Annotated in this window: 28 protein-coding genes; 12 read left to right on the top strand and 16 right to left on the bottom strand. The window is 65.2% G+C overall.

What is annotated here, in order from left to right:
* Nucleotides 1–13: 13 nt before the first annotated feature.
* The 7 genes from JQ627_RS19385 to cyoA are packed head-to-tail and all read right to left on the bottom strand — an operon-like array spanning nt 14 to nt 6912.
* Nucleotides 14–547, bottom strand: a complete 534-nt coding sequence (locus JQ627_RS19385; protein ID WP_212485744.1) for a response regulator transcription factor — start codon at nt 545–547, stop codon at nt 14–16.
* A complete protein-coding gene (locus JQ627_RS19380) occupies nt 537–1916 on the bottom strand; it encodes an ATP-binding protein (protein WP_212485743.1) in 1380 nt (459 codons plus the stop codon). Before JQ627_RS19380 ends, JQ627_RS19385 begins: the two co-directional genes overlap by 11 nt.
* Nucleotides 1888–2739 carry an SURF1 family protein gene (locus JQ627_RS19375; RefSeq protein ID WP_212485742.1) on the bottom strand — a complete coding sequence of 284 codons (852 nt, stop codon included), beginning with the start codon at nt 2737–2739 and terminating at the stop codon, nt 1888–1890. The genes JQ627_RS19380 and JQ627_RS19375 overlap by 29 nt, the downstream gene beginning before the upstream one ends.
* Nucleotides 2736–3116 (bottom strand): cytochrome o ubiquinol oxidase subunit IV, encoded by a 381-nt coding sequence (cyoD, locus tag JQ627_RS19370; protein ID WP_212485741.1) that lies wholly within the window; start codon nt 3114–3116, stop codon nt 2736–2738. The genes JQ627_RS19375 and cyoD overlap by 4 nt, the downstream gene beginning before the upstream one ends.
* The gene (gene cyoC / locus JQ627_RS19365) at nt 3113–3742 is read right to left on the bottom strand and encodes a cytochrome o ubiquinol oxidase subunit III (protein ID WP_212485740.1); all 630 of its coding nucleotides are present in this window, start codon (nt 3740–3742) and stop codon (nt 3113–3115) included. The genes cyoD and cyoC overlap by 4 nt, the downstream gene beginning before the upstream one ends.
* Complete coding sequence (gene cyoB / locus JQ627_RS19360; protein ID WP_212485739.1) at nt 3743–5740, bottom strand: cytochrome o ubiquinol oxidase subunit I; 1998 nt, start codon at nt 5738–5740, stop codon at nt 3743–3745.
* An 11-nt stretch (nt 5741–5751) separates the two neighbouring features.
* Nucleotides 5752–6912: a ubiquinol oxidase subunit II gene (cyoA, locus tag JQ627_RS19355; RefSeq protein ID WP_212485738.1), complete on the bottom strand. Its 1161-nt coding sequence runs from the start codon at nt 6910–6912 to the stop codon at nt 5752–5754.
* A gap of 182 nt (nt 6913–7094) precedes the next feature.
* Between cyoA and JQ627_RS19350 the strand changes: the two genes are divergently transcribed.
* The gene (locus JQ627_RS19350) at nt 7095–8423 is read left to right on the top strand and encodes an MFS transporter (protein ID WP_212485737.1); all 1329 of its coding nucleotides are present in this window, start codon (nt 7095–7097) and stop codon (nt 8421–8423) included.
* 213 nt (nt 8424–8636) lie between these two features.
* Here the strand turns inward: JQ627_RS19350 and JQ627_RS19345 are convergent, their stop codons facing one another.
* Together JQ627_RS19345 and JQ627_RS19340 are read right to left on the bottom strand one after the other, a co-directional pair.
* Nucleotides 8637–10028 carry a M48 family metalloprotease gene (locus tag JQ627_RS19345; protein WP_249143199.1) on the bottom strand — a complete coding sequence of 464 codons (1392 nt, stop codon included), beginning with the start codon at nt 10026–10028 and terminating at the stop codon, nt 8637–8639.
* A gap of 134 nt (nt 10029–10162) precedes the next feature.
* A complete protein-coding gene (locus tag JQ627_RS19340; protein WP_212485735.1) occupies nt 10163–11014 on the bottom strand; it encodes a thermonuclease family protein in 852 nt (283 codons plus the stop codon).
* Nucleotides 11015–11264: 250 nt separating this feature from the next.
* On the opposite strand from JQ627_RS19340, the gene JQ627_RS19335 reads away from it, so the two are divergent.
* From JQ627_RS19335 to JQ627_RS19325, 3 genes are all read left to right on the top strand, one after another.
* On the top strand, nt 11265–12473 hold the full coding sequence (locus tag JQ627_RS19335) for an ABC transporter substrate-binding protein (protein ID WP_212485734.1): 1209 nt from the start codon (nt 11265–11267) through the stop codon (nt 12471–12473).
* 136 nt (nt 12474–12609) lie between these two features.
* Nucleotides 12610–13398, top strand: a complete 789-nt coding sequence (locus JQ627_RS19330; RefSeq protein WP_212485733.1) for an enoyl-CoA hydratase — start codon at nt 12610–12612, stop codon at nt 13396–13398.
* 2 nt (nt 13399–13400) lie between these two features.
* Nucleotides 13401–14150: a hypothetical protein gene (locus JQ627_RS19325; protein ID WP_212485732.1), complete on the top strand. Its 750-nt coding sequence runs from the start codon at nt 13401–13403 to the stop codon at nt 14148–14150.
* 231 nt (nt 14151–14381) lie between these two features.
* Here the strand turns inward: JQ627_RS19325 and JQ627_RS19320 are convergent, their stop codons facing one another.
* Genes JQ627_RS19320 through JQ627_RS19310 form a run of 3 tightly spaced genes read right to left on the bottom strand, consistent with a single transcriptional unit; the run spans nt 14382 to nt 17452 of the window.
* The gene (locus JQ627_RS19320; protein WP_212485731.1) at nt 14382–15194 is read right to left on the bottom strand and encodes an enoyl-CoA hydratase/isomerase family protein; all 813 of its coding nucleotides are present in this window, start codon (nt 15192–15194) and stop codon (nt 14382–14384) included.
* A 17-nt stretch (nt 15195–15211) separates the two neighbouring features.
* Nucleotides 15212–16372 (bottom strand): acyl-CoA dehydrogenase family protein, encoded by a 1161-nt coding sequence (locus JQ627_RS19315; RefSeq protein ID WP_008133127.1) that lies wholly within the window; start codon nt 16370–16372, stop codon nt 15212–15214.
* An 18-nt stretch (nt 16373–16390) separates the two neighbouring features.
* Nucleotides 16391–17452 (bottom strand): acyl-CoA dehydrogenase family protein, encoded by a 1062-nt coding sequence (locus JQ627_RS19310; RefSeq protein ID WP_212485730.1) that lies wholly within the window; start codon nt 17450–17452, stop codon nt 16391–16393.
* A 237-nt stretch (nt 17453–17689) separates the two neighbouring features.
* Here JQ627_RS19310 and JQ627_RS19305 point away from each other — a divergent pair, with 237 nt between their 5' ends.
* On the top strand, nt 17690–18475 hold the full coding sequence (locus JQ627_RS19305; RefSeq protein WP_212485729.1) for an SDR family NAD(P)-dependent oxidoreductase: 786 nt from the start codon (nt 17690–17692) through the stop codon (nt 18473–18475).
* A 126-nt stretch (nt 18476–18601) separates the two neighbouring features.
* Here the strand turns inward: JQ627_RS19305 and JQ627_RS19300 are convergent, their stop codons facing one another.
* The gene (locus JQ627_RS19300) at nt 18602–18874 is read right to left on the bottom strand and encodes a GlsB/YeaQ/YmgE family stress response membrane protein (protein ID WP_083636342.1); all 273 of its coding nucleotides are present in this window, start codon (nt 18872–18874) and stop codon (nt 18602–18604) included.
* Nucleotides 18875–18902: 28 nt separating this feature from the next.
* A complete protein-coding gene (locus JQ627_RS19295) occupies nt 18903–19505 on the bottom strand; it encodes a YidB family protein (protein ID WP_212485728.1) in 603 nt (200 codons plus the stop codon).
* Nucleotides 19506–19669: 164 nt separating this feature from the next.
* Here JQ627_RS19295 and JQ627_RS19290 point away from each other — a divergent pair, with 164 nt between their 5' ends.
* Together JQ627_RS19290 and JQ627_RS19285 are read left to right on the top strand one after the other, a co-directional pair.
* The gene (locus tag JQ627_RS19290) at nt 19670–20677 is read left to right on the top strand and encodes a 2-dehydropantoate 2-reductase (protein ID WP_212485727.1); all 1008 of its coding nucleotides are present in this window, start codon (nt 19670–19672) and stop codon (nt 20675–20677) included.
* A gap of 29 nt (nt 20678–20706) precedes the next feature.
* Complete coding sequence (locus tag JQ627_RS19285) at nt 20707–20922, top strand: hypothetical protein (protein WP_212485726.1); 216 nt, start codon at nt 20707–20709, stop codon at nt 20920–20922.
* 64 nt (nt 20923–20986) lie between these two features.
* Here the strand turns inward: JQ627_RS19285 and JQ627_RS19280 are convergent, their stop codons facing one another.
* A complete protein-coding gene (locus JQ627_RS19280; protein WP_212485725.1) occupies nt 20987–21652 on the bottom strand; it encodes a hypothetical protein in 666 nt (221 codons plus the stop codon).
* Between the two features lie 209 nt (nt 21653–21861).
* On the opposite strand from JQ627_RS19280, the gene JQ627_RS19275 reads away from it, so the two are divergent.
* From JQ627_RS19275 to JQ627_RS19255, 5 genes are all read left to right on the top strand, one after another.
* Nucleotides 21862–22890 (top strand): alpha/beta hydrolase, encoded by a 1029-nt coding sequence (locus tag JQ627_RS19275; RefSeq protein WP_212485724.1) that lies wholly within the window; start codon nt 21862–21864, stop codon nt 22888–22890.
* Nucleotides 22891–23012: 122 nt separating this feature from the next.
* Nucleotides 23013–24530: an AMP-binding protein gene (locus tag JQ627_RS19270; RefSeq protein ID WP_212485723.1), complete on the top strand. Its 1518-nt coding sequence runs from the start codon at nt 23013–23015 to the stop codon at nt 24528–24530.
* Nucleotides 24531–24553: 23 nt separating this feature from the next.
* Complete coding sequence (locus JQ627_RS19265; RefSeq protein WP_085399166.1) at nt 24554–25192, top strand: RraA family protein; 639 nt, start codon at nt 24554–24556, stop codon at nt 25190–25192.
* A gap of 27 nt (nt 25193–25219) precedes the next feature.
* The gene (locus JQ627_RS19260; RefSeq protein WP_212485722.1) at nt 25220–25591 is read left to right on the top strand and encodes a cupin domain-containing protein; all 372 of its coding nucleotides are present in this window, start codon (nt 25220–25222) and stop codon (nt 25589–25591) included.
* 48 nt (nt 25592–25639) lie between these two features.
* Nucleotides 25640–26596, top strand: coding sequence for a tripartite tricarboxylate transporter substrate-binding protein (locus JQ627_RS19255; RefSeq protein ID WP_212485721.1), 957 nt, complete (start codon nt 25640–25642; stop codon nt 26594–26596).
* Between the two features lie 69 nt (nt 26597–26665).
* Here JQ627_RS19255 and JQ627_RS19250 read toward each other — a convergent pair whose 3' ends face one another.
* The gene (locus JQ627_RS19250) at nt 26666–26959 is read right to left on the bottom strand and encodes a GYD domain-containing protein (protein WP_014490344.1); all 294 of its coding nucleotides are present in this window, start codon (nt 26957–26959) and stop codon (nt 26666–26668) included.
* Nucleotides 26960–26975: the final 16 nt, after the last annotated feature.

The raw sequence follows: 26975 nt of genomic DNA, 5'->3' as shown, positions 1-26975 counted from the left end.
GCGAGACGACAACTCATTTCACCGGCCGCTTCTCGAGCTTTCGCGCGAGCGTCCTGCGATGCATCCCCAATCGCCGTGCCGCTTCCGAAATATTGAAATCGGTCTCGATCAGCGTCTGATGGATGCGTTCCCATTCCAGCGTCTTGATCGAGGTCGGCCGCGCATCGAGTGCGACTTCGGCGTTGCCTTCGGCCCTGTTGAAGGCGGCTTCGATATCGTCGGTGTTCGACGGCTTCGCCAGGTAGTGGCAGGCGCCGAGCTTGATCGCCTCGACGGCGGTGGAGATGCTGGCGAAGCCGGTCAGCACCACGATCAGCATCTCCGGATCGTGCGTGTGCAGCAGCTCGACGCAGGCGAGGCCTGAGGCACCGCCGAGCTTGAGGTCGACCACCGCGTGTCCAAAGGATCGCTCCTCCAGCACCGTCCGCACCTCTTCGATCGAAGCTGCGAGGACGACGTCATAGCCGCGGCGCTCGAACGAGCGTTTCAGCGTGCGCGCGAAGCCGGCATCGTCCTCGACGACGATGAGCGAACGGTCAGGCGTCAAAATTCCCTCCGATCGCGAGCGTTGCGAGCGGCAGCGTCAGGCGGACGGTGGCGCCGCGCTTCCTGTGGTTCTCGGCGGTCACGGTGCCGCCGAGCTTGCGCACGACGTTCACCACCAGGAACAGGCCGAGCCCGCCGCCGGCGCGGCCCTTGCTCGAGTGATACGGCTTTCCAAGCTGCGCCAGCATCTCCGGCGCGAAGCCCGGGCCGCGGTCGCTGATCGACAGCACGAGATTGTCGCCCTCGCGCTCGGCCAGCAGCTCCACCCATTCGCGCGAGACCTCATAGGCATTGTCGAGCACGTTGAAGATCACCTGCTTCAGCGCGACGTCGGAGACGATCGCGACGTCCTCGCCGAACGTGTTGACGAAATAGAGCGTGCGGGCCGAGCGCGCGTCGCGCCACTCGTCCACCAGCGCGGTGACGAAGGCCGTCACCGTCGTCGGCGAGGAGCCTTCGCCGCGCGCCTCGCCCGCCGACACCAGGATGCCCGTCACGATGGTCTTGCAGCGTTGCAGCGAGGTTTCCATCTCCGCGAGATCCTCGGCAAGTTCCTGGTCGGCGGCGAGATCTGGCATGCGGCGCCAGTCGCTGAGGATGACCGAGAGCGAGGCGAGCGGCGTGCCGAGCTCATGCGCCGCGCCGGAGGCGAGCAGGCCCATGCGGACGATGTGGTCCTGCTCGGCCGCATGCTGGCGCAGTGCCGCCAGATGCGCATCGCGTTCGCGCAAATTCCTGTTGATGCGGGTGACGAACACGACCAGCAGCACGGCGTTGAGGACGAAGCCCAGCAGCATGCCGGTCACGGTGAGGCTGTAGATCTCGCTGATCGGGTTCGGCGGCAGGTCGAGCGGCCGGTAGGCCATGGTCAGCCAGACGAAGCTCGCGCAGGTCAGTGCGACCAGTGACCAGGTCGAGCGCCCATCGAGCAGCACCGCGCCCAGCGTGACCTGGAGCAGGAACAGCGAGGTGAAGGGATTGGTGGCGCCGCCGCTGAGGTAAAGCTGCGCGGTCAGCGCGGCGACGTCGAGCATCAAGGCGACCAGCAGCTCGTTGTTGGTGATCGCGGCGCGATGGCGCACCCAGACGAGGCTGGAGACGTTGAGCAGCACCAACGCGCCGATCACCGCGCCCATCCGTTCCAATGGCAGGGGAATACCCAGGCCAAAATGCACGCCGCCGATGGTCACGATCTGGCCGACCACCGCGGTCCAGCGCAACTGGATCAGCAGCGCCATGTTCTTGCGGTTGGTCTCGTCGTCGCTCGGCGCAACGCCGATCAGCTCGCTGCGCGCGTCCGCCTGCGATTGCAGCGTGACGGCGTCATGCGTCATTCCGTCGTCAGGTGGGTTCGACGATCGTTCCAGCATCTGATCCCGTCCTGCGGGCGGAGGCATCCGAGCCGCCGGCCGGTTCGTGGACGAAGCGCCTGCGGCGGAACAGCCCGCCGCCGAATGTGACGAAAAGTTTACCCGCCAGCATGAAAGCCAGGGCAAACCACGTCAGGGCATAGATCAGGTGGTTATTGGGAAAGCGGATCACGGTCAATCCGCCGATTGGACCGCTGCCGGATTGTGATCCGGCGTCGGCGTCGACGAAGAAGGGCGCGACCTCGTGGAGGCCGCGCGCAGCCGCAATCGCGGCGACATCCCGCGAATACCAGCGGTTGTGCTGGGGCACGTTGTTCCTGAGGAATCCGCCTTTCGGCTCGGTCATGCGGAGCAGGCCCGTGATCTCGACCTGGCCGTCCGGATTGCCGCCCTGACGCGTCGATGCGTCGCGCCGCTCGGATGGCACGAAGCCGCGGTTGACCAGGACCTGTGTGCCGTCGTCGCGCTGAAGCGGCGTCAGCACCCAATAGCCGGGGCCTTCCTCGGTGACGGCCTGAACCAGTGTCTCTCGGTCATGCAGGAAGCGGCCGGTGACGCTGACGTGCCTGTATTCGTCGTTTGCGGTGGAAACGGTCGGCCAGGCCGCGGGCGAGGGGATCGGCTGGGCCGCGGCATGGACGCGCTGCTCGACACGGTCGATCAGCGCCAGCTTCCAGGCGCGCCGTTCGATCTGCCAGACGCCGAGCGCAATCAGAGCGACGAAGACGATGAGCGAGAGGACCGTGAGCCACAGGGACGGGGAGCGCACGGCCTTGCCACGTGCTCCCTTAGCCTTGCTCGTCACGGACCGGGCTTCGCTCACTTCATTCCGCTCATCTGGTGCATCGGCATCATGTTGCTGTTGAGGTGGTTCATCACCCACAGCGAACCGGACAGTGCGATCACCACCATGACGATGGTGAAGATCAGCGCCATCATGCTCCAGCCGTTCTCGGACTTGGTGTTCATGTGCAGGAAGTAGATCATGTGCACGACGATCTGCACGACCGCGAAGGCCATGATGACCAGCGCGGTGATCTGCTTGCTCGGCAGCGTGCCGCTCATCACCAGCCAGAACGGGATCGCAGTCAGCACGACCGAGAGCACGAAGCCGAGCATGTAGCTCGAGAACGTGCCGTGGGAATGGCCGTCGCCGTGGTGATGGTCGCCCGCGTGGGCGGCGTGGGTATCGGTGTTCATCGCAGAACTCCCAGGAGATAGACGAAGGTGAAGACGCCGATCCAGACCACGTCCAGGAAGTGCCAGAACATCGACAGGCACATCAGGCGGCGGCGGTTGGCTTCGATCAGGCCGAACTTCCAAACCTGCACCATCAACGTGACCAGCCAGATCAGACCGCAGCTGACGTGCAGGCCGTGGGTGCCGACCAGGGTGAAGAAGGCGGACAGGAAGGCGCTACGCTGGGGCGTCGCACCCTCATGGATCATGTGGGCGAACTCGGTGAGCTCGATGCCGATGAAGGCGAGACCGAACAGGCCGGTGATCGCCAGCCACATCTGGGTCTGGGCAATCTTGTTCTGCTGCATCGTCAGCATGGCAAAGCCATAGGTGATCGACGACAGCAGCAGCATCGAGGTGTTCACCGCGACCAGGTCGAGGTCGAACAGGTCCTTCGGCGCGGGCCCGGCGGCGTAGTTGGCGCCGAGCACGCCGAAGGCGGCGAACAGCATCGCGAAGATGAGGCAATCGCTCATCAGGTAGATCCAGAAGCCGAGCGAGGTGCTGTAGCCTTCCGGATGCGGGTGTTCGTCGGCGAGATAGAAGACCGGTTCGCCGGTTTGCGAGGGATTGACAGCGACAGTCATTTACTTGGCTCCGGCGAGCAGTTTGGTGCGCGCGTCCTCGGTCCGGATGACGTCGTCGGCCGGAATGTCGAAATCGCGGTGATAGTTGAAGGTGTGACCGATCCCGACGACGAGCATCGCGATGAAGCTCACGGCGGCTAGCCACCAGATGTACCAGATCAGGCCGAACCCCATCGCGGTGGCGAGGCCGGCGAGGATGACGCCGGTGCCGGTGCTGCTGGGCATGTGGATCGGCTTGAACCCGGTGAGCGGACGCTGGTAGCCGCGCTTCTTCATGTCCCACCACGCGTCATTGTCGTGAACGACGGGGGTGAAGGCGAAGTTGTAGTCCGGCGGGGGCGATGAGGTCGCCCATTCCAGCGTGCGTGCATCCCAGGGATCGCCGGTGACGTCCTTGAGCTGCTCGCGCTTGAGGAAGCTGACCGCGAACTGCATCAGCATGCAGAGGATGCCGAGGAAGACCAGGCCGGCGCCGATCGCGGCAATGACGAACCAGATCTGCAGGGACGGATCATCGAACACGCGCAGGCGGCGGGTCACGCCCATCAGGCCGAGCACATAGAGCGGCATGAAGGCGAGGTAGAAGCCGACGACCCAGAACCAGAACGACAGCTTGCCCCAGAACACATCGAGCTTGAAGCCGAACGCCTTCGGGAACCAGTAATTGATGCCGGCGAACGCGCCGAACACCACGCCGCCGATGATGACGTTGTGGAAGTGCGCGATCAGGAACAGGCTGTTGTGCAGCACGAAGTCGGCCGGCGGCACCGCGAGCAGCACGCCGGTCATGCCGCCGAGCACGAAGGTCAGCATGAAGGCGATCGTCCACATCATCGGCAGCTCGTAGCGGATGCGGCCGCGATACATCGTGAACAGCCAGTTGAACATCTTCGCGCCCGTCGGGATCGAGATGATCATCGTGGTGATGCCGAAGAACGAGTTGACGCTGGCGCCCGAACCCATCGTGAAGAAGTGGTGCAGCCACACCAGGTACGACAGGATGGTGATGACGACGGTGGCGTAGACCATCGAGGTGTAGCCGAACAGCCGCTTGCCGGAGAAGGTCGAGGTGACTTCCGAGAAGATGCCGAAGGCGGGGAGAACCAGGATGTAGACCTCGGGATGGCCCCAGATCCAGATCAGGTTCACGTACATCATCGGGCTGCCGCCGAAATCGTTCGTGAAGAAGTTGGTGCCGACGTAGCGGTCGAGCGAGAGCAGCGCGAGCACGACGGTCAGAACCGGGAAGGAGGCAACGATCAGGATGTTGGTGCAGAGCGAGGTCCAGGTGAACACCGGCATCTTCATCATGGTCATGCCGGGGCACCGCAGCTTGACGATGGTACAGATCAGGTTGATGCCGGATAAGGTCGTACCGACGCCGGCGACCTGCAGCGCCCAGATGTAATAGTCGACGCCGACGTCAGGACTGTAGCCGATGTTGGAGAGCGGCGGATAAGCCAGCCAGCCGGTGCGGGCGAATTCGCCGATGAACAGCGAGGCCATCACCAGCACCGCGCCGCCGACCGTCATCCAGAAGCTGAAATTGTTCAGGAACGGGAACGACACGTCACGCGCGCCGATCTGCAGCGGCACGACATAGTTCATCAGGCCGGTGACCAGCGGCATCGCCACGAAGAAGATCATGATCACGCCGTGGGCGGTGAAGACCTGATCGTAGTGATGGGCGTTGAGATAGCCTTCGGAGCCGTTGAAGGCGAGCATCTGCTGGCCGCGCATCATCAGCGCGTCGGCGAAGCCCCGCAGCAGCATCACGATGCCGAGGATCATGTACATGATGCCGATGCGCTTGTGGTCGACCGTGGTGAACCATTCGCGCCAGAGGTAGCCCCAGAGACGGAAATAGGTGAGGCCGGCGAGAAGCGTGGCGCCGCCGAGCGCGACCACCACGAAGGTGCCGACGACGATCGGCTCGTGCAGTGGCAGCGACTCGAGGCCGAGCCGGCCGAAGATAAGCTTGAGAAGATCAGGAGACATGCGCGTTCTCTTTAGGAGTCTGACTTCGGACGTTGTCCGAGGAAGAAGGACGAGGACTTCAGCGGCGTGAAGGTCGGCCGCTTCAGGCCGGCGCCGAGCAGCGGCGCGGTGTCGGCGGGTGCCGTGATGGAGGCGGTGGTCCTGCCTTGCGGCGCATCGGGCGTGCAGGTGCCGGCGACGAAGGTCGGTTCCGGCCCAAGCGCGGTGCCGCGGCGGGCGTATTTGTCGTAGGCCAGCGGCAGGGTGTTGTTCAGGCCCTGATGGCCGGCGCCGCCCTTGGCGTCGATCGCCATCATCTCGCTCTGGCACATCTTGCCGGTCTCGACGCACATGTTGAGGATCAGGCGATAGAGCTCGGAGTCAACCGTGCCCCAGCGGCGAACCGGCTCGTTCTGGCTGGGTTTTTCGAGCTGGAGATATTCGGCGCGGCCGAGCGAGCCGCCGACGGACTTGGCGCTGGCAATCCAGGCGTCAAAGCCCTTGTCGTCGAGGCCCAGGAAGTTGAAGTGCATGCCGGAGAAGCCGGCGCCGCTGTAGTTCGCCGAAAAGCCCTTGTAGGTGCCGGCGTGGTTGATGACGGCGTGGAGCGACGTCTCCATACCCGGCATCGCGTAGATCTGTCCGGCGAGTGCGGGGATGTAGAAGGAGTTCATCACCGAGGACGCGGTGATGTGGAAGTTGATGGGGCGGTCGACCGGCGCGGCGAGTTCGTTGACGGTGGCGATGCCGTAATCGGGGTAGATGAAGAGCCACTTCCAGTCGAGCGCGACGACATCGACGTCGAGCGGAGCCCTGGACTGGTCCAGGGCGCGGTCGGCATGGATGCGGCCGATGTTGCGATAAGGGTCGAGCAGATGGGTGCCCATCCAGGTCAGTGCGCCCAGGCAGATGATGATCAGCAGCGGCGCCGACCAGATCACCAGCTCGAGCTTGGTCGAGTGATCCCATTCCGGCTCGTACCGGGCCGAGGTGTTGGACTGGCGGTAGCGCCAGGCGAACAGCACCGTCAGCGCCATCACGGGGACGACGATCAGGAGCATCAGGACGGTGGAGATGATGACGAGGTCGCGCTGCTGGGCAGCGATGTCGCCGGCTGGCGCCAGCACGACGTAGTTGCAGCCACTGAGCGCAACTGCCAGGGGTAGCAGCGCCAGGATCTTGAGACGGGACACGGGCCGAGCCTTATGAGAATGAGTTTCCTTTGCGGGGCCAACGGGTAGCTGCGGCGCAGCAATCCGGACATTGGACAATTTGTCCAATGTTGCAGTGCGGAATGTTGGGTCAGACAGGGCCAGATTGCCCGGCTTCCCGCCGGGCGGTCGGCTTTGGTTTTCAGGACGTTAAGGGCGCACGAATGGCGACGGCACAGACCCCCGCAATGGCAGACCTCCACTCGGGCGAGCACGGCCACGACCAGGCCAGTCCCGGCGAGATTGCCATCGGCGTCATCATCGGCCGCACCTCGGAATTCTTCGACTTCTTCGTTTACGCGATCGCCTCGGTGATCGTGTTCCCGCGCCTGGTGTTCCCGTTCACGAGCGAACTGACCGGCACCCTCTATTCCTTCATGATCTTCGCACTGGCCTTCGTGGCCAGGCCGATCGGAACCGTCATCTTCATGACGGTGGACCGGGAGTACGGCAAGACGGCCAAGCTGGTGTCGGCTCTGTTCCTGCTCGGTACCGCCACCGTGGCGCTGGCGTTCCTGCCCGGCTATCACGACATCGGCGTCGCCGCGATCTGGCTGCTGGCGCTGGCGCGTATCGCGCAGGGTCTGGCCTGGGGCGGCGCCTGGGACGGCATGGCTTCGCTGCTGGCGCTGAACGCGCCGGCTTCCAAGCGCGGCTGGTACGCGATGGTGCCGCAGCTCGGCGCCCCGCTCGGGTTGATCGTGGCGAGCGCTCTGTTCGCCTATTTCGCCGGCAACCTCTCGGCTGACGATTTCTTCGACTGGGGCTGGCGCTATCCGTTCTTCGTCGCCTTCGCCATCAACGTCGTGGCGCTGTTTGCGCGCCTGCGTATGGTGACGACGGAAGAATACGCCTCGCTGTTCGAAACCCGCGAATTGCAGCCCTCGCGCATCTCCGAGACCGTCGCCCGCGAGGGCCACAACATCATGCTCGGTGCGTTCGCGCCGCTGGCAAGCTTCGCGCTGTTTCACATGGTCACGGTGTTTCCGCTGTCCTGGGTCTTCCTGTTCACCCGCGAAAGCCCGGTGCGCTTCCTGATCATCGAGATGGTCGCCGCCGTGTTCGGCGTCGTCGCGATTGTGCTGTCCGGCGTCATCGCCGACCGCGTCGGCCGCAAGTCGCTGCTGATGGGATCGGCGATCGCGATCGCGATCTACAGCGGTTTCGCTCCGCAGCTGCTCGATGCCGGCGCGTTCGGTGAGACCATCTACATGGTGATCGGCTTCATCCTGCTCGGCCTGTCCTTCGGCCAGTCCTCGGGCGCGATCGCCTCGAACTTCAGGCAGGCCTATCGCTACACGGCGTCGGCGCTGACCTCGGACATGGCCTGGCTGTTCGGCGCCGGATTTGCGCCGCTGGTGGCACTGCTGCTCGCCACCAATCTCGGCGTCATCGCCTCGGGCGCGTATCTGCTGTCAGGCGCGTTCTGGACCCTGCTCGCACTCTGGCTCAGCGGCCAGCGCGAGGCGGGGGACATGGACGCGGGCGGTTGAGCGGCGCGGAGCTTGTAGGGTGGGCAAAGGCGCGCAGCGCCGTGCCCACCATCTTTCGATGATTGCGATCGGGATGGTGGGCACGCTTCCGCGTTCGCTCTTCGAGCTGCGGCGGACAAGTCGCTTTGCCCATCCTACTGCAGCGGAATTCGTGGCTCCAGATCCCGGCTTCGCGCTAAGCGCGCCCCCGGGATGACGTGCGCTGAGCGCGCGTCAATCCGCCACGACCTTCACGCGATCCCGCACCTTCACCTGCGCGGTGCGATCGAGCCCGTTGAGCACACGGAAGCGTTCGGCGGGATGATCGACGCCGGCCATGCGGTGGGAGAGCGATTCCACGGTGTCGCCGGGCTGCACGGTGATGACCTTGATGCGCAGCGGGCGCGCGGCCTGGATCTCGTCGAGGGTCAGGCGGCGGAATGAATTGACGGTCTCGCGCGCGTTGCGCTCGCTCTCGGTCGATTTTTGCCGTGCCGCGAAAATGAAGCGATAGACGTCGCTGCCGAAGCGCAACGCATAGACCTTGAACTGCCACTGATCGCCCTTGGCGGTGGCGGACGCAGCCGGAAAGCCGTTGATGGTGATGTCTTCGGTGGAGGCCTTCTCGACGCCCTCCATCCAGCCGGAATTCAGGTAATCGCCGAGCGACTGTTCGGCCGGCACCCGCACGACGTCGAAGCGCATCGCCTGCGAGCCGCCGTCGCGCACGCCGATCACCGCCTGCGCGGTGTTGTCGAGCGTGAAATTGTCCGGCGCCTGGAAGGTGAAGCCGAGTTTCGGATGCAGGAAACGCCGGCCGCGCACAAAACCTTCGCTGGGATCTTCGCCATAGACGAGGTTGTCGATTGCGGCGAGGTAGGTCTCGCGGTCGCGCTCGGCGCCCTCGGGCGCAGCATATTGCCGTGCGATGGTCTGCGCATTCTGCACGCGCTCAGGGGTGGCCGGGTGCGAAGAGGTGAAATCCTGCGCGCGCGGATCGAGCGAGGTCTTGCCGACCTTCAGTTCCGCATTGCGCTCCATCGCCGAGAGGAAGCGCGCGGCGCCGTAGGGGTCGAAATGCGCCTTGGCGGAAATGCCGACACCAATGCCGTCGGCCTCGAACTCCTGGTTGCGCGAAAAGCTCGCCATGGTGAGCTTGGTCTTGGCGAGCGCAAGCGCGGTGAGATCGGGATCGTTGCTCATGTCGGTGACGACGCGGGTAACGATCGCGGCCTGGCGCGCCTGGTCCTCGCGCATCGCGGCGTGCTTGGACAGCACATGCGCCATCTCGTGGCTGAGCACGGAGGACAATTCCGACGTATCGCTCGCGAGCGCAAGAAGGCCGCGGGTGACATAGAGCTGGCCGTTCGGCAGCGCGAACGCGTTCACCGCGCCGGAATTGAGGATGGTGACCTTATAGCCCTGGTCGGGGCGGTCGGACGCCGCGACGAGCCGGTCGACGGTCTTGCTGACGAGTGATTCGAGCCTGGGGTCGTCATAGGTCCCGCCATAGCTCGCCAGGATGCGCTCGTGCTCCTTCTCGGTGGCGGGAGTCTGCGCGACCGCCGGCTTCGGCTTCGGCATCGCGACAGTGGGCGGGGCCGCTGCCGTCTGGAACCGGCCCATATCGCCGCAACCGGCAAGGGCTGAGCCCAGCACGAGGCATAGCGCGGCCGGCGCCGCCCGCAGGCGGCGGCGTTCACTCGATACGTGCCGTTCTAGCACCCCATCCACGTCGCTTAACCCGTGCCTGGCCCCTTTTAGGGCCTTACCCCTGTCGGCTCGTTTGCGCCCAGCAACTCGACCTGTCCCGCAAGGCGCACATCGATGCGCGGCCCTGTATTCCCCTCGACCCAGCCCCGGACGCGAATGCGTCGATTTTCCAGGGACTTAAGAGTAATCCCGGCGTTTTCGAACGCGGGTTGCGTGCGCTTTGAAATAGTCACGGCAAAGCCGCGTGTCCAGTTTCGTCCGAAGTTGAGGTAAGTCATTGCCCCAGCTTGCCGGACCGACAGGACTTTGCCCTCGACCACCATAAAGCGCCCGATCCCCGCCAAAATATCGTCCGGACTTTCCGCGTTTTTTATGGCCGACGGGTCAGCCCAATTGCCCTTTTTTTGACGCCGCGCCTCGGCTTCCGCCGCCATCAGGGCGGCCGCGCAGTCCTTGTCCTCGACCTCGGCGGAGACGAGGGCGTCACCTTGGGCGACGAGCATGGCTTGCACCGACCTATCGCTTTCGCCGACGAAGACCAGCGCGCCCTGTCGGCCGTAGCGGTCCGGCGTGTCGTCAGCGCTCCGCAGGATCACGTCCTGGCCGACGAGCAGCGAGGTCAGCGCCTGTTTCGTCGTCGCTGTCGGTTCGATTCCGGTGAGGCGGACTTCGCGGCCGTCATCGAGACGCACGCTGCGGGCGTCGACCATCGTCGCGACGCGGCCTTCGCCCTGCGTCTCGAACTGGCACGGCGTGGCGAACGCGGTGTGACCCGCGGGGAGAAGAAATGCGACGATGAAGTGAAGCAGTCGCGTCACGTTGCCCGGAGAGGTTGCGTTGAGCGCCAGTCTTAACTCAAGCGTGGCGTCTCGCGAAGAGGCTTCGCCACACTCCGTCATTGCGAGCGCTGCGAAGCAGTCCCGCCGCGGAAGATTCCGGATTGCTTCGCTCTGCTCGCAATGACGGAGAAACAATTATCCGTAACCGACCATTCCGCTTTGCGGAAAACGCGCGCGCCAATCGCCGCTTCGTAACGCACCTGCGCTTGCTGCGCTCTCGCGCATGCGGCATGATTGCGGCAATAGCGATTGCCAAGAGCAATAACCAAGCCGCCATCAGAGTACGGCGCGATAAGGGAGGTCTTTTTCGATGAAGCATATTTTGTCGGGCATTTTTGCCGCAGCGTTTGCCCTGAGTGCGAGCGCCGCCGCGCAGGCCCAGGACAAGCCGCCGCTGAAGATCGGGGGCATCCTCGACATGTCGAGCCTCTATGCCGATATCACCGGCCCCGGCAGCGAGATGGCGGCCAAGATGGCCGTTGAAGATTTTGGCGGCGAGGTGCTGGGACGCAAGATCCAGGTGCTGGCGGCCGACCATCTCAACAAGGCTGACCTGTCCGCCAACATCGCCCGCGACATGCTCGACAACCAGGGCGTCGAGATGATCTACGACGTCGCGGCCTCGGCCACTGCGCTTGCCGCCGGCGAGATCGCGAAGGCGCGCAACAAGATCATCATGTTCAACGGTCCGGGCTCGATCCGTCTCACCAACGAGGCCTGCGGTCCCTACACCATCCACTACGTGTTCGACACCTACGGCCAGGCCAACGTGACCGGTCTTGCCGCCGTGAAGTCCGGCCTCGACAGCTGGTTCTTCCTCACCGCCGACTACGCCTTCGGCCAGGACCTGGAGAAGGACACCAGCGCCGTCGTCACCAAGACCGGCGGCAAGGTGCTCGGCGCCGTGCGCCATCCGCTCAACACCTCGGATTTCTCGTCGTTCCTGCTCCAGGCTCAAGCGTCCAAAGCCAAGGTGATTGGCCTTGCCAACGCCGGCGGCGATACCGTCAACGCCATCAAGCAGGCGGCCGAGTTCGGCATCACCAAGGGCGGCCAGAAGGTCTCGCCGCTGCTCGCCTTCGTCTCCGACATCGATTCGATCGGGCTGGAGACCGCGCAGGGCCTGCTGCTGGCCGAAGCCTTCTACTGGGACCTCAACGACGACACGCGCGCGTTCTCGAAGCGTTTCATGGAGCGCACCAAGCGCGTGCCGACCTCGGCGCAGGCCGGCGTCTATTCGTCCGTCACGCACTATTTGAAGGCCGTGAAGGCTGCGGGCACGACCGACTCGGCTGCGGTCATCAAGGTGATGAAGGAGACGCCGATCAACGACTTCTTCGCCAAGAACGGCAAGATCCGCGAGGACGGTCGCATGATCCACGACATGTACCTGTTCGAGGTCAAGAAGCCGTCGGAGTCCAAGGGCCGCTGGGACGACTACAAGCTGCTCGCCACCGTGCCCGGCAGCGAGGCGTTCCAGTCGCTGGAGCAGTCGCGCTGCCCGCTGGTGAAGAAATAGAGATCGTCATTGCGAGCGAAGCGAAGCAATCCAGAGATGTTTCCGCAGAGGTGGTCTGGATTGCTTCGTCGCTTCGCTCCCCGCGATGACGGGTGTGGCTGAGGCCCGAGCAAAACAACAACAAGGGAGACGTCCCATGAACGACATGGTCCTGCAGAAGCTCGAAGGCGGGCTGCTCACCATCACGATGAATCGCCCGGAGCGGAAGAACGCGCTCAACCCCGACATGGTCGCAGGGCTGGTCGAGGCCGCGCGGCGCGCGGCCGACGATCCCGAGGTGCGCGCGGTGCTGTTCAAGGGCGCAGGCGGCTCGTTCTGCGTCGGCGGTGACGTCAAGTCGATGGCGGCAGGCCGTGCGCCGCTGCCGTTCGAAGTGAAAATGGCGAACCTGCGCCGCGGCATGGAGGTCTCGCGCATCCTGCACCAGATGCCGAAGCCCGTGGTGGCGCAGCTCGACGGCGCGGCAGCCGGCGCCGGCCTTTCCATGGCGCTGTCCTGCGACCTGCGCATCGCGAGCGAATCCTGCAAGATCACGACCGCCTTCGCCAAGGTCGGCTTCTCCGGCGATTATGGCGGAACCTATTTCCTGACGCAGCTGCTCGGCAGCGCGCGGGCGCGCGAACTCTATCTGATGTCGCCAGTGCTGACCGCGAAGGAGGCGCATGCGATCGGGATGGTGACGAAGGTGGTGCCCGACGCCGAGATCGATGCCGCCGCGCGCGAGCTCGCGCTGTCGCTGGCGCAGGGCCCATCGATCGCGCTCGGCTTCATCAAGCGCAACATCAACAACGCCGAGCATCTGGCGCTGGAAGATTGCTTCGACGGCGAGGCGATCCATCACACCCGTTGCAGCGACACCGAGGATCACAAGGAAGCCGCGAAGGCCTTTGTCGAAAAGCGCAAGCCGGCCTTCAAGGGCGCATGACGATGGCGCCCTATATGCGACTCCGGCAGATCTGCCTCGTCGCGCCGCAGCTCGCGCCTGTGGTCTCCGACATCGCCGGGATCATGGGCCTCGACGTCTGCTACCGCGATGGCAATGTCGCCAAATACGGCCTGGAGAACGCGCTGCTCCCGGTCGACACGATCCTGCTGGAGGTGGTCGCGCCGTTCAAGGGCGGCACCACCGCCGGCCGCTTCATCGAGAAGACCGGCGGCCGCGGCGGCTATATGGCGATCTTCTGCTGCAACGATCCGGACGAACGCGGCCGCAACGCCAATGCGATGGGCGTGCGCACCGCCAACGTGATCGACCACGCGCCCTATCACGGCGTGCAGCTCCACCCCCGCGACTGCCGCGCCGCCTTCATCGAGTTCAACCATACCAAAGGCAGCGACGATATTCTGGGACCGTACCCGCCCGCGGGGCCGGACTGGCAAAAGTTCATCCGCAAGGATGTGACGCAGGCGCTGACGGGCGTTGAGATGCAGAGCCCGGATCCGCAGGGGCTGGCGGAGCATTGGGGCAAGATCATCGGCGTCGCAGCCGGTGATGCCGAATTGAAGCTGCCCAATGCCCCCTTCCGCTTCGTGAAGGGCGCCAGCGAGATCATGAGCGCGCTGGAGTTTCAGGTGGCTGATCCGGCGAGCGTGTTGCACTCCGCAAAGGCGAAGGGGCTTGCGGTTGCGGGCAACGAGTTCTTGCTCGGTGGGGTGACGTTTCGGCTTGTGGCTTGAGCGGTTGCCTCACACACCGCTGTCGTCCCGGACAAGCGAAGCGCAGATCCGGGACCTCCGCGCGAACGCTTGCGCTCGTCGCCATAAACCACAGGGAGTGGTTTTGGCGAAGGCTCGTGTTGACCAGCTTCGCGCCACAACTCCTCCCTATGGTTATGGGTCCCCTGCTTTGGCAGGGACGACAGGAAGGCTGTGGCAACGCCAAAGTAATACGGCGAGACGCCGCAGCGATCACCGTCCCCTAAAATTCGCCGTGCGCCGCTCTTCGGTGGCCTTGACGCCTTCCTTGAAGTCTTCCGTCGCGCGCAACCGCGTCTGCTCGGCGAGTTCGTGGTTGGTCGCGGCCATCACGCGGTCGGCGAGGTTGGCGCGCATCGTGGCGCGGGTGGAGAGGAGGCCGAGCGGGGAGCATTCGGCGATCTCGCCGGCGAGCTTCATCGCGCCCGCCTTCACCTGGTCCTGCGGCACCAGCTCGTTGGCGAGGCCCCACTTGACGGCTTCTTCGCCGGTGACGCGGCGACTGGTGTAGAACATCAGCTCGGCGTTGTTCTTGCCGATCAGCTCGGGCAGCGTCACCGTCAGGCCGAAGCCGGGATGGAAGCCGAGTTTCGTGAAGTTGGCGGAGAAGCGCGCTTCCGGGCAGGTGACACGGAAGTCGGCCGACACTGCGAGACCGAGCCCGCCGCCGATGGCCGCGCCCTGCACGGCCGCGACGATCGGCTTCTTGGCGCGGAAGATGCGCACGGCCTGGATGTAGAGATGGTTGATCGGGCCGAGGTTGTCGGCCGGGTCGCCCTTCTTCTCGGCCTCGCGCGCTTCCTGCGCCTGCCGCGCCGGATCGCCAAAATTGGCGCCGGCGCAGAATGCCTTGCCTTGTGCCGACAGCACGGATGCGCGGATCTCGATGTCGCGATCGAACTCGTCGAGTGCATCCGCGATCTGGTTGATCAGCGAGATGTCGAAGAAGTTCAGCGGCGGACGGCGGATCTCGATGGTGCCGACGTGGCCAACTTTTTCGACGCCGATGTCTTTGTAGGTGCTCATGACGATCCTCGATTGAATTAGCGCAAACCAAGTCCGCGCGCGATGATGCCGCGCAGCACCTCGGTGGTGCCGCCCTGGATGGTGAGTTTCGGTGCGGTCTTGATGGCGAAGTCGAGCTGCCGCTCCAGCGTCTCGCGGTTGGTCGCGGTCTCCTCGACGAAGGCGGCGAGATCGCGCACGCGGTGCGGAAGCTGCTGTTCCCAGACCGTGCCGATGTCCTTGACGATGGACGCCTCCACCACCGGCTCCTTGCCGGCCTGCAGCATGCCCGCAACCGAGACCGACATGCGCCGCATGGTGTGGAGCTGCGCCACGAGACGGCCGATGCCCTCGGCGCTGCGGGTGTCCGGATTGGGGCCGACCGCGCGCACCAGCTCGGTCAGCACGTAATAGGTCTCCAGAAAACGCTCGGGGCCGGAACGCTCATAGGCGAGCTCGCTCGTCGCCTGCTTCCAGGCGCCGTCGACTTCGCCGAGCACGTGATCGTCGGGGACGAAGAAGTCGGTGAAGACGACCTCGTTGAACTCGTACTGGCCGGTGATCTGGCCGATGGGGTTCACCTGGATGCCCGGCTGCTTCATCTTGACCAGAAACTGGGTCAGGCCGTGACGGCGGTTTTCCTTGGTCGGCTGCGAGGTCCGGAAGATCGCGATCATGTAGTCGGCGATGTGTGCCGACGAGGTCCAGATCTTGGTGCCGTTGATGAGATAGCCGCCGTCGGTCTTGGTCGCGCGCGTCTTGGCCGCGAACAGGTCGGAGCCGGAGTTCGGCTCGCTCATGCCGATCGCAAAGCAGATCTCGCCGCGGCAGATCCGCGGCAGGATATCCATCTTGATATGCTCGGGCGCGTATTTGATCAGCACCGGCCCGCTCTGGCGGTCGGCGACGAAGAAACGCCGCGTCGGCGCGTTGGCGACGCGCATTTCCTCGGTCACCACGTAGCGCTCGAGGAAGGAGCGCTCCTGGCCGCCATATTTCTTCGGCCAGGTCATGCCCAGCCAGCCCTTGGCGCCGACCCGGCGGGAAAATTCCGGCGCGTCGGTGTCCTCGCGGTTGGGTTTGTGCGGATCAAAGGTGCCGGCCGCGATTTCCTCGGCGAGGAAGGCGCGCACTTCCTTGCGCAATTGCTCGCACTTCTCGGGCAGGCGGATCGGATCGAAACGGAGGGCAGCGGTCATTGTTGTCTCGTCCTCTGATCAGCGCGAAGCCACGAGCGGCCACAATTCGTCGGCGCCGCGGTTTGCGACCAGCTTGCCGAGCTCGACGGCCCAGTGGCTCTCCGAACCGAAATCGTCGCGCCAGGCCAGCGCCCGCAGCGAAAAGCGGTGCAGGATGTGCTCGCTGGTGAAGCCGATGGCGCCGTGCACCTGATGCGCGATGGCGCCACCTTTTTCCGCGGCCTCCGCGCAGCGGATCTTTGCCGAGGCGGCTTCGAGGTAGACCTCGTCATCGAATGACTTTGCGTTCGCGATGGCGTCGGCCGCGGAGGTTGCGGCCGCAAGTGCGGCGGCGGATTCGCCGGCGAGACGCGCGAGATTGTGCTGCACCGCCTGGAACTTCGAGATCTTCTTCTCGAACGCGACGCGCTCGTTGGAATAGCGCACGGAGATGTCGAGCATCGCTTCCAGCGCGCCCGCGATCTGAAGGCTGCGCGCGACGCCGCCCATCAGCATGAGCGTGGTCTGGTCAAAACCCTTCGCGGGCTTGACGGTGACGGGCTGGACCTTGTCGAGCGTCACGGTATCGCTGTGATCGTAGCCGACGTTGAGCCCGGATTCGATCCGGCCCTTGCTTGCATCGACCAGCGCGATGGAGACGCCGTCCTTGCCGTGCGCCAGCACCGCAAAATGCTTTGCCGCTTTCGCAAATGGCACGCCGCGGGCGCGACCGGAGAGCGCGCCGTCGGCATCGAGCGTGATGCGATCCTTCGGAGACGCCGGCAGCACTGTCATCTCACCTTCCGGCGAAGAAATCCCGGCCTGCGCCAGCAGCCAGCCCGCCAGCATGGTCTCGGCCAGGGGAACCGCGACTGCGAAGCGGCCGGCAGCATTGAGAAGCGCAAAACCGTCGGCGAGGCTGGCGCCGGAGCCGCCGAGATCGTCGGGCACCCAGGACAAAGGCAGGCCAGCTTCGCTCAGCGCGTGCCACAGCGGCGCCTGCCACGAATCCTTCTTGTCATTGTTGATGGTCTGCGGATCGGCGAGATCGGCGAAGATCTTCTCCGCGGTCTCGACGACGATATTGTCACTCTCCGCCACAGCGTTCCCCGTGTTTTGCCATTGGCGCGTCCCGCCCGATGGGCCGGCGCGCGGTCTCTTCTTGCGCCCGATGATCGGAAAAAGCCATGGCCCTGACAAGCGTTGATCGCAGGTCAACCTGCGGCGCAGGCATGGGCGATAAGCTAATTCCGCTTAGCGGAGTTTGCTTGATTTGCAGGGCGCGGCAAACTCGCTAAACAAGGCGCCAGCAACTCAATAACGGGGAAGGAAATCCGGATGGCAAAAGACGGCTTGTGCGCAATCGTGACGGGGTCCGCATCCGGACTTGGTGCAGCGACCGCGGAAATTCTCGCACGGAGCGGGGCGCGGCTCGTCATCAACTATTCCTCGAGCCAGAAGGAAGCCGAGGCCACGGCAGAGCTGTGCCGCAAGGCGGGCTCTCCGGAAGTTCTGGTCGCACAGGGCGACGTCTCGCGCGACGAGGATTGCCGTAAGATCGTTGCCGCGGCAGCCGGCTGGGGCCGGCTCGACGTGCTCTTCAACAATGCCGGCACCACCAAGCATGTTGCCCATGCCGATCTCGATGGATTGTCGGCTGAAGATTTCCAGCGCTTGTACGGCGTCAACACCATCGGCCCGTTCCAGATGGTGCGCGCGGCGCGCAGCCTGCTCGAGGCCGGCGCGAAGGCGTCGGGGCGGCCGTCCGCCGTGGTCAACGTGTCTTCGGTTGCCGGCATCAGCGGCGTCGGCTCGTCGATCGCATACGCGGCGAGCAAGGGCGCGCTCAACACCATGACGTTGTCGCTGTCGCGCGCGCTGGCGCCGCTGATCCGCGTCAACACGGTGTGCCCCGGCTATATCGACACGCCCTGGTTCACCAAGGGGCGCGGCGAGGCGGGCGCCAAGCAGGTGCGCGACAGCGTGGTGGCGAAGGTGCCGCTCAAGGTCGCATCAACCGCTGACGACATCGCGCAGCTCGTCTGCTTCCTGGCGCTGCCGGCCTCCAGCAACATGACCGGCGAGGTCGTGCGGATGGATGCGGGGATGCATTTGATTACTTAATCCTCATTGCGAGCGAAGCGAAGCAATCCAGAGAGCGTCCGCGCGGACAGTCTGGATTGCTTCGTCGCAAGGGCTCCTCGCAATGACGGAGTGCGAGGGCAGCGTCGTGCCCGACGTCCCGCACCGCTACCCTTTTATCACGCCGCTCGCGACCAGGCGGTGCCAGATGAACAGCACCACCACCGCGCCGATCGTGGCCATGATGAAGCCGGCGCCCTGGTCGGGACTATAGTGGCCGATGGCCTGGCCGACGAAGGTGGCCAGAAACGCGCCGGCGATGCCGAGGATGGTGGTGAGGATGAAGCCGCTCGGGTTGTTCGGCCCCGGCGCGAGCCAGCGCGCGATGAGGCCGGCGATGAAGCCGACCACGATAATCCACAATAGTCCGCCCATGCTCATGTCCGTGCTCCCCTCGCTTTGACTAAAATCAGATCCGACCCGAAAGCTCGTTCTCGGTCGGCAGCCGTCCATCCGGCGTCAGGTGATCAATCACCTGCGGCAGATATTGACTGAGGCCGGAGAGCAGCTCGTCGCGCGACAGGCCGCTCTGGGCGGACAGGCTTTGGATCTGGTCGGCGCCGAGGGCGCTGGCGAGATCGCCGGGTGCGATCGCCTTGTTCTCGCCTTTGCCGACCCAGGAATTCGCGGCCTCGCCGTGGCCGCCCTGCTGAAGCTGGTTGAGGAGATCGCCGAGACCGCCGCTCAACACGGTGCCGGCAGCGCCGCCCGCGAGCAGGCCGCCGAGGCCGCCCTTGAGCAGGTCGCTGAGGCCGCCGCTACCACCGGGGCCGCCGGGAACAGCGCTGCTGCCCGTATTGACAGGCGTCGGAGGCGGCAGCGGCGAGCGCTGCTGTGGTGCCGGCGCCGCGTCGGGCTGGCCTGCCGTCAGATGCTTGAAGGCCTTCCAGGCGATCAGGCCGAGCAGCGCCATGGTCATTGGCGACATGCCGCCGGAGGATTGCTCAGAGCTGGGCGTGCTCGGGCCGCGGGGGCCATTCTGCATGCCGTTGAGGACGTCGAGTAGACCCATGGTGCTCTCCTTCGTTCTCGTCGGCGAGTTCTCGCCGGTGACAGCCCCCGGGGCAAAAACATATGAGGCTCTCATGACGGTTACAAGGCGAATGCACTGCAACCAATGGGCAGCCGGCGTTGCCTCTGCTATCGAGGGCGGGTCATTCAAGGGAGCTAGGTCAGGTGGTTGCGGATCGACCGATCGTGGTGGCCGGCGCAGGCGCCATCGGCTGTTTCGTCGGAGGCCGGCTGGCGGCCTCAGGCCGCCGCGTCGCGCTGCTGTTGCGGCCGCGGGTGAAGACCGAGATCGAGCGGTTCGGCCTGCGGCTGACCGATTTCGACGGCTCCGAGAAAAAGCTCGGCGCGGGCCAACTCGCGCTGTCGGAGGATCCCGCGATCTTCCACAACGCCGGCATCGTGCTGGTCACGGTGAAGAGCGCCGACACCGCCGGTGTCGCGGACCAGATCGCGCAGCACGCGCCGCAGGACGCCGTCATCGTCTCCCTGCAAAACGGCGTCGGCAATGTCGCGGTTCTGCGCGAGCGGCTCGGCGGCCGGCGCGTGCTCGCCGGCATGGTGCCGTTCAACGTGATCGCGATGGGCGAGGGGCGTTTTCACCGCTCGACGTCCGGCGACATCCACGTCGGCGAGGATGAGGCGAATACGGCCGCCGCACTGTCGGTGCCCGGCCTCACCGTGCGGGCAAGCCGTGACATCACCGGCGTGCAATGGGGCAAGCTGATCATCAATTTGAACAATGCGCTCAGCGCCCTGTCCGACATGCCGCTCGCCGCGCAACTGGCGAACCGCGACTGGCGGAAACTGTTCGCCGACCAGATGGCCGAAGGCGTGACCGCGATGAAGGCCGCCGGCATCACGCCGGTCTCGGCGACGCCGATCCCGCTGAGGTGGACGCCGACCCTGCTGCGGCTGCCCGATGTGATCTTCAATGCGATCCTGGGGCGAACGATGAGGATCGATCCCGAGGCGCGTTCCTCGATGTGGCAGGACCTGAAGCAGGGCCGCAAGACCGAGATCGACTATCTCCAGGGCGCAGTCATCGCACTCGCCGAGCAGAACAACGTCGACGTGCCGCTGATGCGCCGCATTGTTGCGCTGATCAAGCAGGCCGAGGCGGCAGGCAATGGTCCGCCGCGGCTGACGCCGCAGCAGATCCGCGGAGCCGCCTGAGTGCGAGCCGGGCGGCGGGAGGAGCAACGATGAGGCGTTGTCTGATGATCGGGCTCGCGCTGGCCGCGCTCTGCGCCGCGTCGACGCTCGCCGACGCAAGGCCGCCAACGGTCGTGAACTCGCCCGGCTATGACAGGCGGTTGCAGGAGAGCAGGTCGCAGTTGGGCAATTCGCCGACGACAACGGCGCCGGGGAGTCAATCGGTACCCGCACCCAAGCGCGTCAAGAAGAAGCATCCGAACTGAGGATGGGGGCACGAATATCCCTCCAACTCGTCATTGCGAGCGCAGCGACGGCTGAAGTCGCGGCTTACCCCTTCTTCGCCGGCTTGCTTGGCGCCGGGGTGAACAGCTTCTTCAGATCGCTCAGGCTTTCCGATAGCCGCGGCCATTCGCAGGAGAACGAGCCCTTGGTGCAGGGTGCGCTCTTCGGTCGCGGGCTGGCGGACTGCTGCACCTTCGGCCGCTCGACCGGGACGGGCACGCGCTCGACCTCGGTTCGCAGTGCGACCTGCTGCTGCCGCGCTTGTTGTTCCTGCTGCTGCCGCGCTTGCTGTTCCTGCTGCTGCCGCGCTTGCTGTTCCTGCTGCTCGCGCTGCTGGCGCGCGGCGGCCTGGGCCGCCTCATTGCTGCGGCGCTGATTGGCGAGATAGGCGGTGTAGGATTCGTCGATCTTCTTCTGCTCCTCCGGCGTCGGATTGGGCCCTGCGATGTCGAAGGTGCGGTCCTGGAGGAAATCGTAATAGGAATAGCCGCCGCCTGCCTTGCGGCGCCCGGCGAACTTGGCATTGCAATCGGCAAGCGCAGCCGTCTTCTCGGTCTTGTTCGCGGCCCTCTCGGCGGCGTCGGCGCATTCCTCGAAATCGACAGGCGCGCGCTTCCACCATTGCGCATGGGCATGCAACGGCGTCAGCAGAAAACATCCTGCTGCGGCAGCGACAAGCGCCGCACGACGCGATGCAACTACGTCCGACATTCTACGAGAGCATTCCTTGCAAAACTCAACCCGAACCGAGTCGGGTCCGATTTTTGCCCCTTTATCGCCGGCTTGTCACCCGTGGAACTCGGGAATTTCATGGCTGGAATGCTGACATTTTTTGCTTGACGTGGCGCGGGAGGCACAGCCACGCGGCACATGATCCGCTTAGACTTTTACCGGTTTGAATTCGAAGGGGAATGTCGGTCATGAGAGCGTTGGCCCGTCTCGCCGCAATCACGTTGGCGTTCATTTCCTGCCATGCGTTCGCAGCGGACGAAGAAGCGCCCAACCGCAAGCCGGTGAGGGCGATTGCCGACGCGCGGCTCTCGGTCGGCGGCCAGGGGATGCTGCCGCTCTATCTCTCCAGCGACTGGTCGCTGCCGCTGCCGGCGATCTCGCGCGCCATCATCGTGCTGCACGGACGCCTGCGCAATGCCGACGAATATTATATGGCGGCCCATACTGCGCAGGTTGCAGCGGGGGACGACGGCAAGGCCGCACTCATGATCGTGCCGCAGTTTCTGGCGGAGATCGACATCGAAGCGCACAAGCTGCCCGCGGACATGCTGCGCTGGTCGCTGGAGGGATGGGAGGGCGGAGACGCTGCGCTGGCGCCGAATCCGGTGTCTTCCTTCGAGGCGCTCGATGCGATCCTCGCAAAACTCTCGGACCGGCGCATGTTCCCGAACCTGAAGCAGGTCGTCATCGCCGGCCATTCCGGCGGTGGCCAGGTCGCGCAACGCTATGCCATCGCCGGCAAAGGCGAGGCGGCGCTGTCACGCCAGCACATCGACATTCGTTACGTCGTCGCCAATCCTTCCTCCTACGCCTATTTCAGCGGCACGCGGCCCGTGCCGGCGATCGCCGCATCCTGCCCGGGCTACAACAACTGGAAATACGGCATGGACGGGCGTCCGCCCTATCTTGCGAACGCAACGCCGGCCGCGCTGGAGCAGCGCTATGTCGAGCGCGAGGTGATCTATCTGCTCGGCACGCTCGACACCAATCCGAAGCACTCCGCGCTGGACAAGAGCTGCATGGCCGAGGCGCAAGGTCCCACTCGCTACGCCCGCGGCCACGCCTATGCGGATGCGATGGCCAGGCGCGACCGCGGCACGCCCAATCACCGGGTCTGGGACGTCGCCGGCGTCGGCCATGACGGCGACAAGATGCTGAACTCGAAATGCGGCCTCGCGGCGCTGTTCGATATTCCGGGCTGCGGGGCGGAGCGCTGATGCGGACGTCTTGAAGGCGGATGCCTTGAAGGTAGATGCCTTGAAGCGTTGGCTCCGGCTGTTACACTTCGTCTCGCGACGCCTCATCCTGAGACGACGCCAAGAAGAAGTGGAAACGCCTGATGCTGCTGCCCCTGTCCGACGTGCCTCGCTGGTACGCTCAACGCAAACCGCAAGGCACGATCGCCGTCCGCCACGGGCAGGATACGCTGACTTGGGACGAGCTCGAACGCGGCGCCAATCGGCGCGCACGGGCGTTTATGGCCAAGGGCGTCAAGCCCGGCGACTTTGTCGCAATCGGCTTGCCCAACGGCAACGCGTTCTTCGAGACCTCGTTTGCGGTATGGAAGTGCGGAGCGACGCCGACGTCGCTGTCGTGGCGGCTGCCGCGCGGGGAAGCCGCCGCGGTGCTCGACATCCTGAAGCCGGCGCTGGTGGTCGGCGGCGAGGCCGACTGGAACGCGCCGAACCGCCTGCCGGCGGATTTCGTGCCGGAAGGTTTTTCGGACGAGCCGCTCGATCCGCCGGTGGCACGCTACTGGAAAGCCATGACCAGCGGCGGCTCGACCGGCCGGCCAAAGGTGATCCTCGATCATCAGCCGGCCGTGACCGACACGGTCGCCGCGCCACCGCTCAACATCCCGTTCGGCGTCTCGCTGCTCAATCCCGGTCCGCTCTACCACAATGCGCCGTTCATCGTGTCGCATTACGCGCTGTTCACCGGCGGCCAGCTCACCGGCCTCGTCAAGTTCGACGCCGAGGAGACGCTGCGCCAGATCGCGCGCGAGCGCGTGCAATGGGTCAATTTCGTGCCGACCATGATGCACCGGATCTGGGCGTTGCCGGAGAGCGTGCGCAACTCTTATGACGTGTCGAGCCTCCAGACCGTGTTTCACATGGCCGCTCCCATGCCGCCCTGGCTGAAGGAAAACTGGATCGCCTGGCTCGGGCCGGAGCGGGTCTGGGAGCTCTATGGCGGCACTGAGCGGCAGGGCTCGTGCATCATATCCGGCACGGAATGGCTGACGCACAAGGGCTCGGTCGGCAAGATCGGCGAGATGGCGCGCTTGCGCATCGTCGGCGAGGACGGCAACGACGTCGCGCCCGGCGAGACTGGCGAGATCTATTTCCTCAACAATGACGGCAAGGACGCCACCTATCACTATCTCGGCGCCGAGCCGAAGCGCCGCGCGGACGGCTGGGAGTCGCTCGGCGATATCGGCCGGCTGGACGCGGAAGGCTATCTCTATCTCGGCGACCGTCTCGCCGACATGGTGCTGCGCGGCGGCGCCAACATCTATCCGGCCGAGGTCGAGGCGGCCGTCTCAGAGTCTCCCGGTGTGCGGTCCTGCGTGGTGGTGGGATTGCCCGATCCGGAACTGGGCCAGCGCGTACACGCCATCGTCGAGCCGGAGCCGGACGCGGACGGCCAGGTCATCGCCGACGGCATGGCGGACTTCTTGAAGGACCGGCTCAGCCGCTACAAGCACCCCGAGAGCTTCGAGATCGTCAGCGCCCCGCCGCGCGATGATTCCGGAAAAGTTCGCCGCACACTGTTGCGCGACGAGCGCGCGGCGTGGATGAAGGAAGGGCGCGCCTTCCGGATTCGGCCGGCGAAGGCGCGGGCGCACGCCGAATAAGAAGAATACAGAAGGATTGAGACATGACGATCACCATCGCAGCGAACAGCGTGCCGAAGCCGCCGGCCGAGATCATCGAGGGTTTTCGCGGCGCGCCGACCTCGGTCATTTCAGACAATCTCGCCCGGCTGCCGGGCGCAGTGGGGCTGAAGCCCTATCATCGCGGCGGCAAGCTGGTGGGGACGGCCTTCACCGTGCGCACGCGTCCCGGCGACAATCTCGCCATCCACCGCGCACTTGAACTGGTCGGTCCCGGCGACGTCATCGTGGTCGACGGCGGTGGCGACGAGACGCGGGCACTGGTCGGCGAGATCATGAAGAACATCGCGCAGTGGCGCAAAGCCGAAGGCTATGTCATCGACGGCGCGATCCGCGATGTCGCGGCCTTCGCGGCCGACGACTTTCCCTGCTACGCTCGCGCGGTGATCCACCGCGGCCCCTACAAGAACGGTCCCGGCGAGATCAACGTGCCCGTGACGATCGGCGGCAGCGTGATCTCGCCCGGCGACATCGTCGTCGGCGACGAGGACGGCGTGGTTTCGTTCCCCGCCGCCGGCGCCGCGGCGCTGCTGGAAGCCGTCCGCGCCCAGGTCGCGCGCGAGGAGGAGACCATGAAGGCGATCCGCGAGGGCCGCTACCAGGGCTCCTACGGCAAATCCTGATCAGATCAGAATGAAGGGGAGGGCGGCGTGAGCCAGAAGGACGAATTTCACAACATCAACGACACCAGCGACGGGCTGTTTCGCGAGCTCGCGGCGGGGGTCACCACGCGCATCTTCTCGGGCGAGCAGGCGATGCTGTCGGTGGTGACGCTGGCCCCGCATGCGCAAGGCACGCTGCATCATCATCCCGAGGAGCAATGGGGCGTGCTGCTCGACGGCTCCGCCATCCGCGTCCAGGGTGATGAGGAAATTTCGGTGAAGAAGGGCGATTTCTGGCGCACGCCCGGCAATGTGCCGCACACCATGCGCGCGGGCCCCGATGGGGCCCGCGTGCTGGACATCTTCAGTCCACCACGGCCAGAATACAAGAAAGCGGGGTCGGGCTTCGGCACGACGTAGGCGCCAAAGAGCAAAAAGCCAGGCGCAAAACCAAAGGGGAGGGGGACCATGACGATCACACGACGCACGCTGCTGGCAGCGCCCGCTATTCTCGCAATCGCGCCAGCGGTGGCGCAGGCCGGCAAGATCACGCTGGTGGTGCCGTTTCCGCCGGGCGGCTCGACCGATGCGATGGCGCGGCTGTTGCAGGCCAATCTGCAGACAAAGCTCAACCGCATCGTCGTGGTCGAGAACAAGTCGGGCGCCGCCGGCGCGCTCGGCGCGGCGCAGGTTGCCAAGAGCCCGCCGGACGGCGCGACGTTCCTGGTCACTTTCGATTCCCACGCGGTGATCCCGTCCATCCTCGACAAGCCGCCGGTCGATGTCGAGCGCGAGCTGATGCCGGTGCTGCTGGTGGGCACAGCGCCTTATGTGATCGCGGCGGGCGCCGGCCGTCCCTACAAGAGCTTTGCCGACGTAGTCGCTGCCTGCAAGGCGACGCCCGGCGCGGTGAAATATGCCTCCGTCGGCATCGGCACGCTCGGCCATCTCGCCATGACGGTGCTCGGCACCAAGGCCGGCGTCGAGATCATGCACGTGCCCTATCGCGGCGGCGGCCCGGCGATGAACGACGTGCTCGGCGGCCATGTCGATCTGATCGCGGGATCGGCGGCGCTGGTCTCGGCCCAGCTCGGCACCAACATGCTGCGGCCGATCCTGCAACTCGGCCGCGAGCGGCTGCCGGCCTTGCCGGATACGCCAACCGCGATCGAGGCGGGCTTTCCGGATTTCGAGACACTTGCCTGGTGGGGCATCTTTGCGCCCGCGGGCACGCCGCCTGATGTCGTCGCGGCCATGGCGACGGCGTCCAGGGAGATCCTGAGCGAGCCCGCGACCGCCGCCCAGCTCAAGGAGACCCAGCAGATGACGCTGCTGCTCCAGGACGGGGCCGCCTTCAAGACCTTCTTCGACAAGCAGGTCGCCTATTGGGGCAAGGTGGTGAGGGACAACAATATCAAGGCATGAGAGGCCTCTGCCCGGGATTGCCATCCCGGGTCCGGTGGCAGGTCCGGTGCGCTCGCGCGGGCTTGAGCGTCAGAGCATCTTGCCGACGATCTTTGTCATATCTGCCGCCGAAAACGCGCGCAGCGTTTCGGTGCGGACATTGCCGAGTGCGCTGAGACTAAGGCTGAGCGACATCGCGGCAGCCTCATCTGGAGCCTCGAGAACGGTCACAACGTCATATCGTCCCTGCGTCCAGACGATCTCTTTCACAGTCACGCCGAACGTTTTGGCCATCTCCTTGAAGGCTTCGGCCCGCTTCGGCGAGTCCTTGACGTTGCGGACTCCCTGATCCGTGAAGTTCCCCAGCACGACATAGGTTACCATGGTCGTCCTCCCTGGT

Source organism: Bradyrhizobium liaoningense, assembly GCF_018130785.1.
GTDB classification, from domain to species: Bacteria; Pseudomonadota; Alphaproteobacteria; order Rhizobiales; family Xanthobacteraceae; genus Bradyrhizobium; species Bradyrhizobium liaoningense_A.
Note: the sequence above shows the minus strand (reverse complement) of the source record. Positions and strands in the feature narration are given on the sequence as shown.